This is a genomic window from Microcoleus sp. S13C4 (assembly GCF_036700865.1).
In the GTDB taxonomy this organism is placed as follows: Bacteria; Cyanobacteriota; Cyanobacteriia; order Cyanobacteriales; family Microcoleaceae; genus Microcoleus.
Window position 1 is genome coordinate 1 of the sequence record NZ_JAUBPS010000015.1, and the last position, 18,161, is coordinate 18,161.

Consider the following 18,161-nt stretch of genomic DNA (forward strand, 5'->3'; position numbering starts at 1 on the left):
ACTGTTCATTTAAGGAGTGAATAGGTTTTTATTTTTCACCCTCATTCTCTCCTTAACGGTGGCTCTAGTTTTTCTTGAACCACCGTTCTCATCTTTAGTTAGTCTAAACTACAGTTATTAAAGGAGCAACAATGAATTACGATATCTTCGACGAACAATACTACCTTTCGCAATATCCGTGGCTGAAACCAGCCATTGATGCAGGCATCATCAAATCAGGAAGAGAACACTTTGAAAAATTTGGTCAAGCCGCCGGCCTCACAAAAATATCGCGGTATTTTGATGAAGATACTTACCTTGAGAGAAATCCAGACCTTAAACCCTTTGTCCGCACCCCCAACAACCCTAACGCGCCTTTTGCGACCGGACTAGACCACTTTATCCAATACGGTTACGAAGAGGGTCGCAGCCAAGTATCGCCTGAGTATGACGAAGCGTTTTATGTAGCAAATAACCGAGGTTTTCTGCCATTTATTCAGAATGGAACGTTTAAAAACGGCTACCAGCATTTCATTGAATTCGGCCTCAAAGAGGAGCAGTTTGGGACTTCATTTTTTGAAATAGAATACTTAGAAAGAAACCCCGATGTTCGGCAGCTTGTCGAATCTGGAGCCTTGAAAACTGGTCGCGAACACTACTTCAATTTCGGAAAAAATGAGCCAAACAGGTCTGCTACTTTTGTCGGAACTTCCGGCAATGACATCCTCACTGGTGTAGGGGTGGGGAATACCGAATTAATAGGATTTGAAGTAGGTTATGCTACAAAAATTAATGGCTTTCCCTACCCCAGGCGATATTATCCAAGTGACGGCAGCAATGAATTCGATACTCTAACTGGCGGTAGCTACCGCGATACATTCGTGTTGACCCGTAGATCTGCCAGTATAGGGAGTGGTAGACAGACGATGTACACGGACCTGTCGTACATCGGGCCGGGTTTTGCTACAATTCGGAACTTTACGCAAGGTCAGGATACGCTCGATATAGGGATTTCCTCAGATCAATTATTGGTATTTCCCATCAACAATAATAGAGATTTAGCTATTCAAAAGAAGGGGTTTCTCGTCGTTAACAATGGAGTTGCCGAAACCACTCCCTCTGACACGATAGCTGTTATTGAAGGTGGCGGAAATCTCAGTTTAAATCTACCAGTATATACCAGTACCTACTATTATTAAATAATAGTGTTATTAGCGCTGTATTCTGGTAGAATAGCGAAGCTATTAAGGGTTTGCCTTTGTCTCTCAGGGGGAGACTTATGAATTCAAGAATCGGGAGATACAATTGCCATAATTCATAGCATAGCCAATCTAAATCTGCAACAAATTGGGATGAAAAATTCCTTTAATCCTCCAGTCTGTCTCACTTTCCTGGGCTAGAAACCATAGAGCTTAAGTGAGATAGGACTGTTGGGTAAAATCACCGGCTCAGGTAATTGTCTCAGTTCGCGCTTATTAATAAATGGCATAAATACCTCATTAAAGCCGCAGGAGGAAAACATGGCTAGTTACGCAATTTTTGACGAACAATACTACCTTTCGCAATATCCGTGGTTGAAACCAGCGATTGATGCAGGCATCATCATATCTGGAAGAGAACACTTTGAAAAATTCGGTCAAGCCGCCGGCTTAACTAAAGTATCGCGATATTTTGACGAAGATACATATTTAGCTCAAAATCAAGATATTGCACCCTTTGTTCGCACCGCCAACAACCAAAACCGACCCTTTGCTTCAGGTTTAGACCACTTTATCCAGTTTGGTTACGAAGAAGGCCGCACGCGAGTATCGCCTGACTACGACGAAGTTTTTTATTTAAAGCGCCACCCGGAAATAACTCCCTTCGTGCAGAACGGAATTTTTAAATCCGGCTTTCAACACTTTATCCAATTCGGAAAAACAGAAGGTAGGTACGGGACAAGTTTTTTTGAACCACGTTACTTGGGAGATAACCCAGATGTGGCGGCAGTTGTAGAGGCTGGAAGTTTAAAAACAGGTCGAGAACACTATCTAAAATTTGGGCAATTTGAGTCAAATCGATACGGATTTTTTACAGGAACTAACGGTAATGATATCGTCACAGGATTTACAGCGGGAAAAAATCAAATTATCGGACTGCAAGTAGCTTTCGCTGGCCCAAATCCACCTTTTGGCATTAATAAGAATAAGTATGACGCTTTGAAATTGGATGACATCACGAGAGAGCCTTTCCTGACTACCAGGGAATTCGATACATTGATTGGCACTTCTGGCATTGATTACTTCGTGCTCGGAGATGCTGTTCCCAACAACCGACGTAATTTTATCAGCCGGGTAGATTTCTATACCGGCAGTGGGGAGGCCAGAATTGTCAATTTTGAAAAAGGAAAAGATTTTATTCAGTTGGTGGAAAAATTTAATGAACTGAGTATATTTCCATCAGGGGCGGACTTATTAATTCAAAAATCGGGAGATACACTTACGAGAATTCAGGGCGGTTCAAATCTAACTCTGCAACCGATTGAGATGATAAATCCATTTAGTCCTCCAGTCGGCCTCACTTTCCTCGGCTAGAAAGCATAGAGCTTAAGTGAAATTTGACTGTTGGGTAAAATCACCCGCTCGGGTATTGTGTCAGTTCCAGATAAGTGATACAGTGCGTAAACAGCTCATTAAAATCGCAGGCATAAAACATGGCTAATTACGCAATTTTTGACGAAAAATACTACCTTGCTCAATATCCTTGGGTCAAACCAGCCATTGATGCAGGAGTCATCAAATCGGGATTAGAACACTTTCAAAAATTTGGTGAAGCAGGCGGCTTAACCAAAGTATCGCGGTATTTTGACGAAGCTACTTACCTCGCTGGCAATCCAGACATCGCTGCCTTAGTCCGCACCCCCAACAACCCAAATGCACCTTTTGCGACGGGCCTAGACCACTTTATCCAATACGGTTACGAAGAAGGTCGCACTCGCGTATCGCCTGAGTATGACGAAGCGTTTTATGTAGCAACTAACCGAGACTTGCGACCATTTATTCAGAATGGAACTTTTAAAAATGGCTACCAGCATTTCATTGAATTCGGCCTCAAAGACGGTCAGTTTGGGACTTCATTTTTTGAAACAGAATACTTACAAAAAAATCCCGACATCGTGCCTTTTGTCGAATCTGGAGCGTTGAAAAGTGGTCGCGAACACTACTTCAATTTCGGCAAAAACGAGCCTAACCGATCCGCAACTTTTGTCGGAAGTTCTGGCAATGATGTGCTCACTGGCGTTGGTGTGGGGAATACCGAACTGATAGGAGTAGAAGTAGGTATCGATCCCCAAGGCAATCGGCAGTATGAAAGCTTTGGAAGTAATGAATCTGATGTCCTGATCGGCGGCCCTGGGAAGGATACATTCGTACTCGGAGTTCCTGCTACCTCCGGTAATCCCACATCCCGTACACTCTATGCGGATTTCACCGGTATAGTTACAATTCGGAACTTTGATAAAGACAATGACAAGATCCAGTTGGCAGGAAGTCCCGATATCTACACAACAATGGGGGATGCTAACGATCTCATAATCCTCAGCCCAAGATATGAAACAATTGGTATTATTGAGGGAAAAAATTTATCGACGTCTACAATTCAGCCACAGGGAGACGGCACTTTCTACCTATTCCTTAAATAACCGGAACCTCGGTTATCTCTTTCTCGCTTAACATGGTAGTAATGAATTCGATACTCTCATTGGCGGTAGCGGCCGGGATAAATTGGTACTCGGAGACGTTATGCAAAGTCCTGGTGCTAAGGGATACAGTTCCCCAATAAAGTTATATATCGGGCCGGGTTTTGCTACAATTCGGAACTTTACCCAAGGTCAGGATAGCATTCAGCTAGCATCAAACGATATCCAACCTTCTTTAGATCAATTCTTGATATTTCCCATCAACAACAATTGAGATTTAGCTATCGAAACGAACGGCTTGTTCGTCTTGCGTCCAGATGGAAGTTCGGGAATTAGTAGCTTTGACACGATCGCAGTTATTGAAGGTGGGGGAAGTCTCAACTTGAATTTATTACCACAATCTTCTTCTGGGAAACTTTTACTTGGATAGAAATATCGCAGCTATTCGCGATTTGCCTGATTGCTGCTTTCGGTGGGATAATTAATTGTACCCTCCAGAAACCGGGTTTCTCGAATAAACCCGGCTTCTAAGTGTTTAATGCCGATCGCGCGCTAGCTTCAAAACCTCAACCGCATCTTTGTGGCCTTCGGAAGACGCCCAAATTAACGCAGTCCAAGTATTATTATCCTTAGCTTTGATATCAGCTCCTTTATCGATTAAAAATTCGACAACTTGAGTGCGCCCGCTACCTGCTGCACTCATCAAAGCCGTCAAACCAAAATTAGTTTTAGCATTCACATCCGCCCCCGCCTCCAGCAAAAGCTGTACAATCTCGCTATGTCCGGCAGCAGCGGCACTCATTAACGGCGTCCACCCGTCATTGTCGTGACTGTTGACATCCGCACCAGCCGCCAGCAATTTTTTGACGATCGCCGAATTGCCAGCCTCAGCCGCACTCGTCAAAGCAGTCGTGCCTTCCTCATCTTTAGCATTGATATCTGCACGCTGTTCGATCGCACTTTCTACAGCCGCAACATCACCCGTCTTGACGGCATTAATCAAATCTGTCATAAAATCTCCGTTGCATCCTCTCAAATCTTAAATCCTATGGCAGTAGATATTTTAATCCTCTCCAACGGCCCCGGAGAATTAGCAACTTGGGTTCGTCCCGCCGTGCAAGCTTTGCGCGAGCAATTGGGAAACGCGGGCACTCAAGCGCGAATCTCTGTGGTGCTTTCCCCCTGTCCGCACGCCACCGGGAAAGAAGCGCAAATCGCATCTTCCTACCCAGAAGTTGACAGAGTGCAAGCACCGGAGCATTTTTTTCCATTCTTATTGTCGGGCAAAACTGCTGAAAATTGGGATTGGCACGAAACAGGAGTTGTTTTATTTTTAGGCGGCGATCAATTTTTTACGGTTGTTATTGGCAAAAGGCTCAAATATCGCACGGTTATTTATGCTGAATGGGACGCGCGGTGGTATCGCTGGATTGATAAATTTGCGGCGATGAAACCTGAAGTTTTTGCTAATATTCCACAAAAATATGCTAATAAATTTACAGTTGTCGGAGATTTGATCGCCGAAGTAGGGAACGGGAAATCGGGCGGGGTGAACACGGGGACACCGCCCCTACCGAAAATAGAATTAATTGGATTGTTGCCCGGTTCTAAAGCCGCCAAATTAGCTTTAGGTGTACCGTTATGTTTGTCGATCGCCCAATCCATCCACCGCGTCCGTCCTCAAACTCGCTTTGTAATTCCCGTTGCTCCTACCATAGATGTGCAAACTCTAGCACGTTTTGCCGACCCGGAACAAAATCCTTGCCTGCATTTATTTGAAAACGCCAGCGCCGAACTTCATTTAACAGAAACGCCGTTTTTGCAGACAGCAAATAACTTGCAAGTAGAACTTTGGACGCAGACGCCCGCTTACGATTTGCTATCAGAATGCAGCCTGTGTTTAACTACTGTGGGAGCGAATACTGCCGAATTGGGTTCCTTAGCCGTACCGATGATTGTTTTGATTCCGACGCAGCAATTGGATGCGATGAAAGCTTGGGACGGATTGCCGGGATTGCTGGCAAATTTGCCGTTAGTCGGTTCAGCTTTTGCGACGGTGATTAATTGGCTAATCTGGCGATTGGGGAAGGGAAAGCTTTATGCTTGGCCGAATATTTGGGCACAGGAAAAGATTGTGCCGGAGTTAATTGGGAAGCTGGAACCCGATGCTGTGGCTCAATTGGCGATCGACTATTTGAGCGATCCTGAAAAATTAGCACAAATGGGCGATCGTTTGCGTGCGGTTCGAGGAGAATCAGGGGCGGCGAAAAAAATTGCTGAATTGGTTTGTGAAGAAATTGAGGTGCAATCTAATTGTCATAAGAATTAGATTTTTTTATTTTTAACTGCAGAGGAACGCAGATTTAATCCAGATTAATTAATGAAAACAGGCAAAAGAAAACTTATTTTCTCTTGCCTATTTATTATCCCAAAACTGGATTTGCTTTCAAGTTAAGCTCGATCGTGCTTAGCAATCACCCAAACAGCGTGAATGATGCCTGGAATAAAGCCCAAAAACGTGAGAAGCAGGTTTATCCAAAAATCAGTACCGATGCCGACAGTCAAAAATACGCCCAGCGGGGGAAGAAAAATTGCAGCGACTATGCGAATTAAATTGTCCATCTCAGTTACTCCAAAGGATTTTTCTCTTTCAATTTAACTTCACTGACTGACAGAGCCTTTCCCGAAAAACTTAGGCGGTGCTGCCATAGTGTAAACTTCGGTTTCAGTGGCGATTACCTGTCGTAAGTGACCGGGAACTTGCATCAACCCCAACAGTGTAATTCCGTCGAACATCCGCAACCCGCCAGTTGTTTTCTCGGCGAGTAATTTGTCAGTAACTTCGGGTTCGGGTCGCGTATTTATTTCTTGATTAGAAGCTATCGCAAAACCCCAAGGAGCTCCGTAAGTAGAAATAAAGCTAGTGCAGGATTGAACGTTGGAGAAAACAGATTTCAGGGTATTTACAATGCGCGCGTGCATTTTCATTTCTGCCGGAGAAACTGGTCCGGCTTGCACTACGAAATATCCGTTAGGTGACATTACGCTGCGAACTTTCTCAAAATACTCCTTGGTAAACAACTGGAAAGATGGGCCTTCTTCAATGGGATCGGATAAGTCAGAAATGACAATATCCCAATCCTTGTCAGTTTTATCTAAATAGTCCAAAGCATCGCCGATTACTACTTCGCAGCGGGGGTCGTCAAAGGCATTTTGGTGCATTTCTGGCAGGTGTTCGCGGCAAGCTTCTACTACTTCGCCGTCAATGTCGATCATCACGACTTTTTCAACTGTTTTCCAGCGCAGCACTTCTCTAATTGTAGCTCCTTCTCCGCCGCCGAGAACGAGAACTTTTTTGGGTGAACCGTGACAAATCATGGCTGGGTGTACCAGGGGTTCGTGGTACAGAAACTCGTCGCCTGTACAAGATTGCCATTTGCCGTCCAACACTAAGCCTTTGCCGTAGGTACCGGTCTGAACTACGTACATTTCTTGATAGGCTGTTTTCTTGTAAGCGAGCACCGCGATGACGCCGTGAACGTAAATATCCCAAGGGGTAATGTACTCGCTCATCCAAAAATCTGCACGAACTTCGCTACCTGACATCAATTACTCTCCAAATATAAACTGCTGTGCCGATGTTGTCACAAGTAGTAGTTATTAGCACAAAATGGTGCGGGTGTGTGAGTACGATCGACACATTGCAGTGAGATTTGGGAGGAATGGTATAGTGTGATTGCGTTCTGGGATAGAGGTATTGCCTTGTTAGTTGAGATTGCTTGTGGGCGATCGGGCGATCGCACTCACATTTTATATTTTCGCTTGGCATCGGCGGTCGGTTTGGTAAAAATGTGGTCTAAATCGGGAAATTTTTCGCGCTGGGCCCGCCTTGATCAGTTTGCGATCGCCCTACTGATTTATCAACAATCGCATGAGAACCCGACAAATGCGAGTGCGGGAAATAAAAGTGGCGAGCGGTTTTAACCCTATTTTTTATTAAAATATTGACATTTTGAATGTATTTTAGATAAAATTTTTAGATCGAGCAAAATAAAGTATGTGGTTAATTATTAGGACAAAAATGCAGAGGCAATGTGCGAGGACATTCTAAGTAGATAAAGGGTGCAAATAAATTTACTAATAAAACTGTTATAACACTATTTTTAGGTTAAAAATAATAGCACATGGAACCCACAAACTGGGAAAACAGAATCAAAAAGCTGGAAAAAGAAAATCGAATCCTGCGAGAAAAACTCGAAAAGTCGGAAACCGAACGCAGCCAATTACAAGCCCTTCATCAAAAAAAAGACTCTTTGCTACAGACAGTCACTGAGGAATTTATAGATGCCGAAAAGATTTTAAAAGCCAAAATATCTACACTAGAAAAAGCTCTAGAAAACCAGCAAACAATGCAGCTCAAATTGATCGAAGCCGAAAAAATGTCGGCTTTGGGAATTTTGGTCGCTGGTATCGCCCACGAAATCAACAATCCCGTGAACTTCATCTACGGCAATATTACTTATGTCAATGACTACGCTGCCGATATTTTAAAATTGCTCGCAATGTACCAGGATCGGTATCCCGAAACAGATGCAGATATTGAAGCTTTTCTGGAAAAAATTGACCTCGACTTTCTGCGCGAAGATTTGTTGAAAACTCTTTCGTCAATGAAAGTTGGCTCCGAGCGCATCCGCGAAATTGTGCTGACTTTACGAAACTTTGCGCGGGTAGATGAAGCCGAAAAGAAACCAGTTAACATTCACGAAGGAATTGACAGCACCTTGTTAATTGTGCAGCACTTAACTAAAGAAAAACCAGGGAATCCGGCAATAAGGGTTGTTAAAAACTATGGAAGTTTACCGAAAATAGAATGTTATGCGGGGCAATTAAATCAGGTATTTATGAACATCATTAATAATGCTATTGATGTGCTGCGAGAGCGAGAAAACAAGTGCTCTGTAGGGGAGATAGAAGCCAAGCCCAGTCATATTGTAATTAATACTTCTCTTGTTTCTGAAAATTGGGCAAGAATTAGCATCAAAGATAATGGTCTGGGAATGAATGAAGCTGTAAAAGGGAAAATTTTCGATCCGTTTTTCACCACCAAACAAGTTGGTCACGGGACGGGTTTGGGATTGTCAATTAGCTATCAGATTGTTGTGGACAAACATGGCGGGAGGTTGGAGTGCATATCCGCAATTGGAGAAGGGACTGAATTCGTGATCGAGATTCCGATCGCCAATTCCGGTCGCTAAGATCGATCGATCGAGCTAAACTGAGGGATAATGAAAACTCCCTTTGACCGCGGCTCCTCCTAGTTTGATGTGCAACCCTATGTCTACTGTCACTTTTGGTTTGTCAACCCCTACAGCGGCAGAGGCCGGGGCATCCTACGGCAGCAGCGAACCGCCACAGCGCCCCACCGTGCGGGCAGAGTGGATCGAGGTATTGGTGGACTCTCCTTTCAGGGTTGCGGGGGACTCCCCAGGGGAGGAAAACAAGTTATTTACCTATCGTTTACCTGCGGAACTTACCGTGCAACCAGGGGATATCTTGAGTGTACCCTTTGGCAGTCAACAGGTAGGGGCGATCGCCATTCGGTTCATTTCTCAACTGCCGCCAGACTTAGATCCGGCGCGGGTAAAAGATGTCGAAGATGTTGTCAGTACGGGCTTTTTCCCAGCGACTTACTGGGAATTACTCGATCGCACTGCCACCTATTATTGCACACCATTAATTCAAGTAATTAGAGCCTCGCTGCCGCCCGGTTTGTTAAGCCGTTCCGTGCGCCGAATTCGCTTAATTAAGGACGCAATTTCTCCGAATGCCGAAACATTTCTCAATCCCGCCGCGAGTCAAATTTTGCAATTGCTGCAAGCTCAAAAAAACGGCGATTACACTTGGCAATACCTCCAGCGCCAAGTTAAGGGAAGTTATCGGGGATTGAAAGATTTATTGAAACGCGGTTGGGTAGAAAGTTATTTAGAACCACCCAATCCTCCCAAACCACAACTCAAACCTGCAGTGACATTAATTGCTAGTGCATTTGTCACAGATTTAACCAAGCGGCAACAAGAAGTATTGGAAGTTTTGCGACGTGGCGGCGGTGAAATGTGGCTGAATGATTTGTTGAGAATTTGCAGTGCGAGTTCTTCCGTTGTAAAAGCTTTGGAGCAAAAAGGTAGCGTTGTTATCGATCAAAGGGAAGTGCTCAGGGGCGATCGCGGAATTGCTCAATTGCCGGATGCACCGAAAAATTTAACTAATTTTCAAGCTGAAGCTTTAGCGTTTATTAACTCTTTTTCGGGATTTCGTCAAGTGCTGCTGCACGGCGTTACAGGTTCCGGGAAAACCGAAGTGTATTTGCAGGCGATCGCCCCCATCTTAGCCAGCGGCAAATCCGCCCTCGTACTCGTTCCCGAAATCGGCCTCACACCGCAACTTACCGATCGATTCCGAGCCCGTTTTGGCGAGCAAATTTGCGTATACCACAGCGCCCTATCCGACGGAGAACGTTACGATACATGGCGTCAGATGCTGACTGGAACCCCGCAAATAGTCATCGGCACGCGATCGGCCATTTTCGCACCTTTACCTCACCTCGGCTTAATTATCCTCGATGAAGAACACGACAGCAGCTTCAAACAAGACCAACCCGCCCCCTGCTACCACGCCCGCACCGTTGCCAAATGGCGCGCCGAATTAGAAAATTGTCCCTTAATTTTAGGTTCCGCAACCCCAGCTTTAGAGACTTTGGTGGGGACGCGCCGAGATTATTACTCGTTACCAACTATCCATTATTTATCATTGCCCGATCGCATTTATTCCCGCCCGATGCCGCCTGTGGAAATAGTGGATATGCGCCAAGAATTGCGGCAAGGAAACCGCTCAATTTTCAGTGCTTCCCTGCAAAACGCGCTGGAACAATTACAAGCAAGACAACAGCAAGGTATTCTATTTATTCACAGAAGAGGGCACAGTACCTTTGTCTCTTGTCGGAGTTGCGGCTATGTGATGGAATGCCCGAACTGCGATGTTTCCCTGTCTTATCACCACGTCGGCGAAGGGACAGCAGAAATATTGCGCTGTCACTACTGCAATCACACGGAACGACACCCCCAAAACTGCCCAGAATGCAGTTCTCCTTACTTCAAAAACTTTGGTAGCGGCACTCAGCGAGTCGAACAGGAATTAACGAGATTATTTCCCGAATTGCGGGCAATTAGATTTGACAGTGATACGACTAGAAATAAGGGCGACCACCGCAGATTGTTAACGCAATTTGCCAATGGGGAAGCTGACATTTTGTTGGGTACGCAAATGCTGACGAAAGGGTTAGATTTAGCTGGAGTTACCTTGGTGGGAGTTGTGTCTGCTGACGGGTTGCTAAACTTATCAGATTATCGGGCAAGCGAACGAGCTTTTCAAACATTAACTCAAGTCGCGGGCCGTGCGGGTCGAGGTGATGATCCGGGGCGGGTAATTATTCAAACTTACACTCCCGAACACCGGGTTATTCAAGCAGTTAGGCGGCACGAATATGCAGGTTTTGTGGAAACAGAATTAGCAGAAAGAGCAGCGCTGAATTATCCACCTTCCGGGCGGCTGATTTTGTTGCGGTTGAGCAGTGTAGATGCGGCGGAAGTTGCGGTGACTGCGGTACAATTAGCGTCTGTTTGTCAGGAGTATATTGAGCGATTGTCTGTACCGGGATGTGAGTTGTTGGGGCCTGCACCTGCGGCGATTATGCGGGTGGCAAATCGCTATCGGTGGCAAATTTTGCTGAAGTTGCCTTTGGATGAGTCGGTGGATTTGTCGGATTTGATCGGATTGCGCGATCGTACGCCGCGTTCTGTTAGTTTAACTATTGATGTCGATCCGTTGAATTTTGGTTGAGGGTTATTGGTAGGGTGGGGGCGGGTTTTTGTAGATTGTTTGTGAGCCTCAAATATTGTTGGTAAAACCCGCCCCTACAGGCTATCCTCGGGGCGGGTTTCACCAACTATCTATGCCTGAAACCAACAATCTAATAAACCCGCCCCCACCCAACGAACAACTGTTTTATGGAAACAAAATTATGAAATACGATCCCAACAAACACCACCGCCGCTCAATTCGCCTGCCAGGATATGATTATAGGACTCCCGGTGCGTATTTTATCACTATTTGCAGTTGGCAGCGCGAATGTTTATTCGGCGAAGTTATTAATGATAAAGTGCAATTGAGTCCCTATGGGAAAACTGTTTTATTCAATTGGAGCATTCTTCCCAAACGTTACCAAAACGTAGCATTAGACAATTTTATTGTGATGCCAAATCACGTTCATGGAATTATTGTTTTGACAGGCAGCCCAGAAATAAATTCTACAGAAGTAGATAAATTTGGGCAGATAAAATCAAAAATCCATCCTTTGTCGGAAATTGTGCGGGGTTTAAAGACATCTTCGGCGCGGCGAATTAACCAAATGCGATATTTGACAGGCATATCGGTGTGGCAGCGGGGTTATTACGAACATATCATCCGCAATGAAGAATCATTAGTTGCCATTCGTGAATATATTGTTAATAATCCTTTGTGGTGGGGAAAAGATGAATTGTATCCTCATAATTCCGTCAAAATTAATGAATCTAGTCGGCTGGCGATCGAATGGAATGGCAAATCTTATATACAGTCGATCGTCCTCTAATATTATGTCAATCGATTCGTAGGGGCGGGTTTCACCAACCATCTCTGCCATAAACCAACAATATAATAAACCCGCCCCCCCCAACGAGAAATACAAATGTACCAATGTGTAGGGGCGTTTCACCAACCATCTCTGTCATAAACCAACAATATAATAAACCCGCCCCCTACATTTTTGGGATGCTCTCAAACATCAGGTAAATCTGGGTTATTCGTTGGGTGGGGCGGGTTTTTATAGATTGTTTGTCAGCTTCAAATATTGTTGGTAAAACCCGCCCCTACAGGCCATCGTCGGGGTGGGTTTCACCAACTATCGATGCCTGAAACCAACAATATAATAAACCCGCTCCCGCCCAAAGGTAAATCGGCATCTACATTTTTTGAATGAGCTCGAACATCAGGTTAATCAGGGTTATTGGTTGGGAGTCTTACGGCAAATCAGTGCTCCCCATCAGATAAAGGTCGCACTCCCGGGCCACGCCGCGGCCTTCATTAATCGCCCAAACCACCAAACTTTGTCCCCGGCGACAGTCCCCAGCCGCGAAAACTCCCGGAATGCTGGTTGTATATTTTTCGTGCTCGGCTTTCACGTTGCTGCGGGCGTCGCGTTCCAATCCCAGCGCATCCAGCAAGGGCTGTTCCGGGCCGAGGAAGCCCATCGCTAGCAACACAAGCTGTGCGGGCAACACTTTTTCCGTGCCCGGGATGTGGTTCGGAATGAACTGCCCTTTGTCGTTTTTCGCCCACTCCACCTCAACGGTGTGCACAGCTTTGACATTGCCGTTTTCGTCGCCCTCGAACTTTGTCGCCGTGGTGAGATAGCCACGGGGGTCGTCGCCGAATTTGGCTGCTGCTTCTTCTTGGCCGTAGTCGAGACGGTAGACTTTTGGCCATTCGGGCCAGGGATTGTTGGCCGCGCGTTCCGAGGGCGGTTTGGGCAGGATTTCTAGCTGTACCAGGCTTTTGCAGCCGTGACGGATGGAGGTGCCCACGCAGTCGGTGCCGGTGTCGCCACCGCCGATGATCACGATATCTTTGCCTTCGGCGGAGATGAAGTTATCGTTGGTGCTCTTGTCTAAAACTGCTTTGGTGTTGGCAGTCAGGAAGTCCATTGCGAAGTGGATGCCTTTTAATTCCCGGCCGGGGATGCCCAAGTCGCGGGGTTTGGTGGCGCCGGTACAGAGCACAACTGAGTCGTATTCTTTTAGCAGTTGTTCGGCTGGTAAGTCTTTGCCGACTTCGGTGTTGCAGACGAATGTCACGCCTTCGTCTTCGAGGACTTTCAGGCGGCGCATTACGACTTGTTCTTTGTCTAGCTTCATGTTGGGGATGCCATACATTAGCAGGCCGCCTGGTCGATCGGCTCTTTCGTATACTGTTACCCAATGACCGGCTTTGTTGAGTTGCGCGGCGGCGGACAAACCTGCGGGCCCGGAACCGATGACGGCGATTTTTTTGCCGGTGCGTTTGGCTGGCGGTTCGGCGGTAATCCAGCCTTCATCCCAGCCTTTATCGATAATTGCAGCTTCGATGTTTTTAATCGTCACCGGCGGGTTGTTGATGCCGAGCACGCAAGCGCCTTCGCAGGGGGCGGGACAGACGCGGCCTGTGAATTCGGGGAAGTTGTTCGTTTTGTGGAGTCTGTCTAGGGCTTCTTTCCAGAGTCCGCGATATACTAGGTCGTTCCATTCGGGGATGAGGTTGTTAATCGGGCAGCCGCTTGCCATGCCGCTGATAATTGTGCCCGTGTGGCAAAACGGAATGCCGCAATCCATGCAGCGCGCGCCTTGGGTGCGAAGTTTGTCCTCATCCATTGGCAGGTGAAATTCGTCCCAGTTGTGGACTCTCTCGACTGGTGAGAGTTCGGAGGGCAATTCGCGCAAGAATTCGATAAAGCCTGTTGGTTTTCCCATAGTGGTGTTCTGGTTAGAATTTACTATTGTGTCAGTTTCTCAAAAGTGAAGCTGGCGGGCTTCTGAATTAACTATTGTTATCTAAATTGTGTGCGATCGCACCTCAGATTGAGCAATTCCTACGTGAAATCTGCAATATTGCCGGGACTCGCCAATTGTCAAGAGTCGGGAAATCGTCACGCCAGCAGACTGCCCCAAAACAGCCATTGCTGCTAAGCTGTTGGGCATTTAACCTGCATACTGCGGGCGGGGACATTTAATTTTTCCCTAATTGACTGACGATCGCATTTATCACATTTATCGCATTTATCGCATTTATCGCATTTATCGCATTTATCGCATTTATCGCATTTATCGCATATACAGCCACATCTCGAAACCCTCGCGGGTTAACTCGGACGACCCGCCAGCGTCAACTTTCAAGCCTAGTCCCCATCAGGAGGGCATCGAGATCCAATACAAAAAGTTACACGGGTTGCAAAATAAATATTATTTTCAGGATATACTACTGTAACCCGGTCAGATAAGCGGAGTTAGGTTTTTTCACTCCAAAAATAGGTAAATAGACTCATGAGTATTACAGTTCAGAACGTATCGAAACACTTCGGCTCCTTCCACGCAATTGACAACGTGAATTTGGAAATTAAAAAGGGATCTTTAGTCGCGCTGTTGGGGCCTTCCGGTTCCGGGAAATCGACTCTGCTGAGGATGATCGCGGGGCTAGAACCGCCGGACAGCGGTCAGATTTACCTGATCGGTGAAGATGCTACTCATCAGTCGGTGCAGGAACGGCATATCGGTTTTGTGTTTCAGCACTACGCTTTATTCAAACACATGAGTATTCGGAAAAATATTGCTTTTGCGATGGAAATTCGCAAAGTTCCTAAAGACTCTATTAGCAGGCGGGTTAATGAACTTTTGGATTTAGTGCAGTTGACAGGTTTGGGCGATCGCTATCCTTCGCAACTTTCCGGCGGCCAGCGGCAGCGGGTGGCTTTGGCCAGAGCTCTAGCAGTTCAACCGAAAGTGCTGCTGCTAGACGAACCTTTTGGAGCATTAGATGCTAAAGTCCGCAAAGAATTGCGATCGTGGCTGCACAACCTTCACAAAGAAGTTAACATCACCACAGTTTTTGTGACTCACGACCAAGAAGAAGCTATGGAAGTAGCCGATGAAATTGTGGTGATGAACAAAGGTAGAGTCGAACAAGTTGGCACTCCTGCGGAAATTTACGACAAACCAGCATCAGCTTTTGTGATGAGTTTTATTGGGCCGGTCAATGTGCTGTCGAATGCTGCGGGTTTGTTCGCCAGCAACGCCACAACCGCTCGCAATAATGGAGCAGCTCATTCGGACGTAGTGTTTTTGCGCCCCCACGACGTGGAAATTAAAACTAAGCCGGAGTATGGTTTTTCATTAGCAAAAGTCAGTCGCATCATTCATTTAGGGCGGGAAATACAAACCGAGTTAGTGTTAGAATCGCAGCAGATAGTAACAGCTTACGTGAGTCGCGAGCGCTTCGATTCTCTACAGTTAACACGAGATCAGCAGGTTTACGTCAAGCCCAAACACGCGATGACTTTCCCTGCTTATTCAATTTAAATCAGCGGCTGCATCTTACTCAAAATACTATCGGGGAGCTTCTACAAAACACTGCTGCCACATCGTTACCAGGCACGAGCCTGGTAATGCTGTCTCGTGGCTCTAAATCGGAGGCCAAGCCTCCTGAAATTCATTCCCAGGCTCTCTGCCTGGGAAGGGGAAAAAGCTTCCTTCTGAAATTTTGAGTGGGAACCATAAAAAAAGGTCAGCGAAGAATATGAATGCTAACAAATTCTGGAATTTAGCAACTAGCACTTTATTTGCTTATCGCCGTTACATCCAGGCAGGATTAACACTTTGTGCAGGATTGGGACTGTCTGCGATCGCCTCTTCAGTCGCGTACAATTGGGAATACAAATCCATGCAAGCCGAACTGCAAGACCGGCTGGACAAAATAGCTACAGACATTCAGAGAGATGTTAGCGGCAATTTAGAAATAATTCGGGCAGCAGGAGCATTTTATAGCGTAGTTGACGGCGTTAACAAACCCGAAATTAAGACATTTGTTGGTTCGGCTCTCTACCGCCATCCGAGCCTGAAGGCGATCGCTTGGCTGCCCCGTGTTTCTGACTCTCCGCAATTCCTGACAGAGGAAATAGATTTAGGTTTAGATTTGACTGCCAATCGGCTCGCGTTAGAAAAAGGCGCAAAAAGACAAGAAATTACTGCGACTGACCGCCAAAAAAATTTATCGCACAATCAAGCCAGCATCTTCGTCTTTATGCCAATTTTTAGTCAAATTTCGGCTGGCAATACCGCAGCATTGCCGACAAATTTGACTACTCAGGAACCACAAAATCTCAAAGGTTTTACTCTCGGAGTCTTACTCATTGATGCTCTGGTAAAATCGGCGTTGCAGGAAACTAAACTTAACTTTGTTAACGTGTATCTTCAAGATGCTATGGCTCCTGAATCAGATAAATTTCTGGCTTTTTACGAAGCGAAGACCAAAAGGATAATTACCGACGAAAATATCAAAAATAAACTCGCTATGGGGGAAAGAGCTTACTGCCCGGACGGCAGCAGTTGCACCCGCATTCTCAATATTGAAAATCGCAGGTGGTTGCTGCAATTACGGCTAACGCCAGAGTATATTACTCCTCTAAAATTTTGGCGTTCTTTGACTGTTTTAATTTTGGGGACAATCTTAACTTTGGTGGCGACACTTTATCTAATGAGCTTGTTAACTTATACAGAAAAAATTGAAAAAATCGCAGCAGAGCGCACGGCTAAATCTCAACAGTTAGAGCAAACTTTGCAAGAGTTGCAACAAACTCAATCTCAACTGATTCAGCAGGAAAAAATGTCTAGTTTGGGTTTATTAGTTGCTGGTGTAGCCCACGAAGTTAACAATCCTATTAGTTTTATTTACGGCAACATTCACCACGCCAGCGAATATACTAGGGATCTGTTCGAGTTGGTAAAACTTTACCAAAAAAACTATTTATCCCCTCCCTCGGAAATTTCAGAGTATTTAAAAAATATTGACTTGGACTTTCTCAGCAAAGATTTGCCGCAACTGCTGTCCTCTATGAAAATAGGAGCCGAGCGTATTGTTGAAATAGTCAAATCTTTGCGGAATTTTTCTCGTTTAGATGAAAGCGAAATGAAACCTGTCAACATCCATGAAGGCATTGACAGCACTCTGCTAATTCTGCAAAGTCGCCTGAAAGCTACCGCCGATCGCCCGGCGATCGAGATTGTTAAAAACTACAGCCATTTACCTTTAGTAGAGTGCTATGCCGGACAATTAAATCAGGTGTTTATGAATATTCTGGCTAATGCGATCGACGCCCTTGAGAGTTACAATCTCGATCGCGGGCCCAAAGCAGCGAAAGCCAATCCGATGGCGATCGCCATAACCACAGAATATTCAAGTCCTGACAAAATAATTGTGCAGATATCTGACAACGGCCCCGGTATGGCGGAAAATGTCAAAAAACTGCTGTTTGACCCGTTCTTTACTACGAAACCAGTAGGAAAAGGGACAGGCTTGGGACTGTCAATCAGTTATAAAATTATCGTAGAAAAGCACAAAGGTACGCTGCGCTGCGATTCGACACCGGGATTGGGGACGGAATTCTCGATCGAGATTCCGCTGCGACAAGAAGTCAGACAAGCTGTACCGTTTGTTTCGCGGAAAATATCCGAGGCAGCTTAGAAAGGGCTGGGGAAGGAAAATTTTTTTCTCACTAACTACTGTAATTCGGTCGGATTATAGTATTATAGGTAATAATGCCACAATCAATACTGCTTTATGCAGCTTAAACCGTTGGCACTGCCGATACTGTATAACCCAAACACGG

General features: G+C 45.6%; 16 protein-coding genes. 11 read left to right on the plus strand and 5 right to left on the minus strand.

Annotated features, from left to right (window positions below):
- The first annotated feature begins 131 nt into the window (after positions 1 to 131).
- The 4 genes from QT996_RS08775 (at position 132) to QT996_RS08790 (ending at position 3,929) form a co-directional block, all read left to right on the plus strand.
- The gene (locus QT996_RS08775) at positions 132 to 1,178 is read left to right on the plus strand and encodes a calcium-binding protein (protein WP_333045899.1); all 1,047 of its coding nucleotides are present in this window, start codon (positions 132 to 134) and stop codon (positions 1,176 to 1,178) included.
- A gap of 321 nt (positions 1,179 to 1,499) precedes the next feature.
- Positions 1,500 to 2,552 (plus strand): calcium-binding protein, encoded by a 1,053-nt coding sequence (locus QT996_RS08780; protein WP_333045901.1) that lies wholly within the window; start codon positions 1,500 to 1,502, stop codon positions 2,550 to 2,552.
- A 119-nt stretch (positions 2,553 to 2,671) separates the two neighbouring features.
- Complete coding sequence (locus QT996_RS08785; RefSeq protein WP_333045903.1) at positions 2,672 to 3,658, plus strand: calcium-binding protein; 987 nt, start codon at positions 2,672 to 2,674, stop codon at positions 3,656 to 3,658.
- 100 nt (positions 3,659 to 3,758) lie between these two features.
- Complete coding sequence (locus QT996_RS08790) at positions 3,759 to 3,929, plus strand: hypothetical protein (protein WP_333045905.1); 171 nt, start codon at positions 3,759 to 3,761, stop codon at positions 3,927 to 3,929.
- Positions 3,930 to 4,190: 261 nt separating this feature from the next.
- Here QT996_RS08790 and QT996_RS08795 read toward each other — a convergent pair whose 3' ends face one another.
- Positions 4,191 to 4,667 (minus strand): ankyrin repeat domain-containing protein, encoded by a 477-nt coding sequence (locus QT996_RS08795; RefSeq protein ID WP_333045906.1) that lies wholly within the window; start codon positions 4,665 to 4,667, stop codon positions 4,191 to 4,193.
- Between the two features lie 36 nt (positions 4,668 to 4,703).
- Here QT996_RS08795 and QT996_RS08800 point away from each other — a divergent pair, with 36 nt between their 5' ends.
- On the plus strand, positions 4,704 to 5,984 hold the full coding sequence (locus QT996_RS08800) for a lipid-A-disaccharide synthase (protein ID WP_333045908.1): 1,281 nt from the start codon (positions 4,704 to 4,706) through the stop codon (positions 5,982 to 5,984).
- A gap of 122 nt (positions 5,985 to 6,106) precedes the next feature.
- Here QT996_RS08800 and QT996_RS08805 read toward each other — a convergent pair whose 3' ends face one another.
- Positions 6,107 to 6,277 (minus strand): YqaE/Pmp3 family membrane protein, encoded by a 171-nt coding sequence (locus tag QT996_RS08805; RefSeq protein WP_333045911.1) that lies wholly within the window; start codon positions 6,275 to 6,277, stop codon positions 6,107 to 6,109.
- Between the two features lie 39 nt (positions 6,278 to 6,316).
- Positions 6,317 to 7,261 (minus strand): fused MFS/spermidine synthase, encoded by a 945-nt coding sequence (locus QT996_RS08810; protein ID WP_333045912.1) that lies wholly within the window; start codon positions 7,259 to 7,261, stop codon positions 6,317 to 6,319.
- A 126-nt stretch (positions 7,262 to 7,387) separates the two neighbouring features.
- On the opposite strand from QT996_RS08810, the gene QT996_RS08815 reads away from it, so the two are divergent.
- The 4 genes from QT996_RS08815 (at position 7,388) to QT996_RS08830 (ending at position 12,341) form a co-directional block, all read left to right on the plus strand.
- Entirely contained in the window at positions 7,388 to 7,639 is a 252-nt protein-coding gene (locus QT996_RS08815; RefSeq protein ID WP_333045914.1) for a hypothetical protein, read from the plus strand.
- 200 nt (positions 7,640 to 7,839) lie between these two features.
- Positions 7,840 to 8,910, plus strand: a complete 1,071-nt coding sequence (locus QT996_RS08820; protein ID WP_333045916.1) for an ATP-binding protein — start codon at positions 7,840 to 7,842, stop codon at positions 8,908 to 8,910.
- A gap of 79 nt (positions 8,911 to 8,989) precedes the next feature.
- Positions 8,990 to 11,551 carry a primosomal protein N' gene (gene priA / locus QT996_RS08825; protein ID WP_333045919.1) on the plus strand — a complete coding sequence of 854 codons (2,562 nt, stop codon included), beginning with the start codon at positions 8,990 to 8,992 and terminating at the stop codon, positions 11,549 to 11,551.
- 181 nt (positions 11,552 to 11,732) lie between these two features.
- Positions 11,733 to 12,341: a transposase gene (locus QT996_RS08830; protein ID WP_333045921.1), complete on the plus strand. Its 609-nt coding sequence runs from the start codon at positions 11,733 to 11,735 to the stop codon at positions 12,339 to 12,341.
- Positions 12,342 to 12,768: 427 nt separating this feature from the next.
- Here the strand turns inward: QT996_RS08830 and gltD are convergent, their stop codons facing one another.
- Positions 12,769 to 14,253 carry a glutamate synthase small subunit gene (gene gltD, locus QT996_RS08835; RefSeq protein WP_333045922.1) on the minus strand — a complete coding sequence of 495 codons (1,485 nt, stop codon included), beginning with the start codon at positions 14,251 to 14,253 and terminating at the stop codon, positions 12,769 to 12,771.
- Between the two features lie 81 nt (positions 14,254 to 14,334).
- On the minus strand, positions 14,335 to 14,481 hold the full coding sequence (locus tag QT996_RS08840; RefSeq protein ID WP_333045923.1) for a hypothetical protein: 147 nt from the start codon (positions 14,479 to 14,481) through the stop codon (positions 14,335 to 14,337).
- Between the two features lie 342 nt (positions 14,482 to 14,823).
- On the opposite strand from QT996_RS08840, the gene QT996_RS08845 reads away from it, so the two are divergent.
- Positions 14,824 to 15,855 carry a sulfate ABC transporter ATP-binding protein gene (locus QT996_RS08845; RefSeq protein WP_333045924.1) on the plus strand — a complete coding sequence of 344 codons (1,032 nt, stop codon included), beginning with the start codon at positions 14,824 to 14,826 and terminating at the stop codon, positions 15,853 to 15,855.
- Positions 15,856 to 16,072: 217 nt separating this feature from the next.
- Positions 16,073 to 18,016 carry an ATP-binding protein gene (locus tag QT996_RS08850; RefSeq protein WP_333045925.1) on the plus strand — a complete coding sequence of 648 codons (1,944 nt, stop codon included), beginning with the start codon at positions 16,073 to 16,075 and terminating at the stop codon, positions 18,014 to 18,016.
- The last annotated feature ends 145 nt before the right edge of the window (positions 18,017 to 18,161 follow it).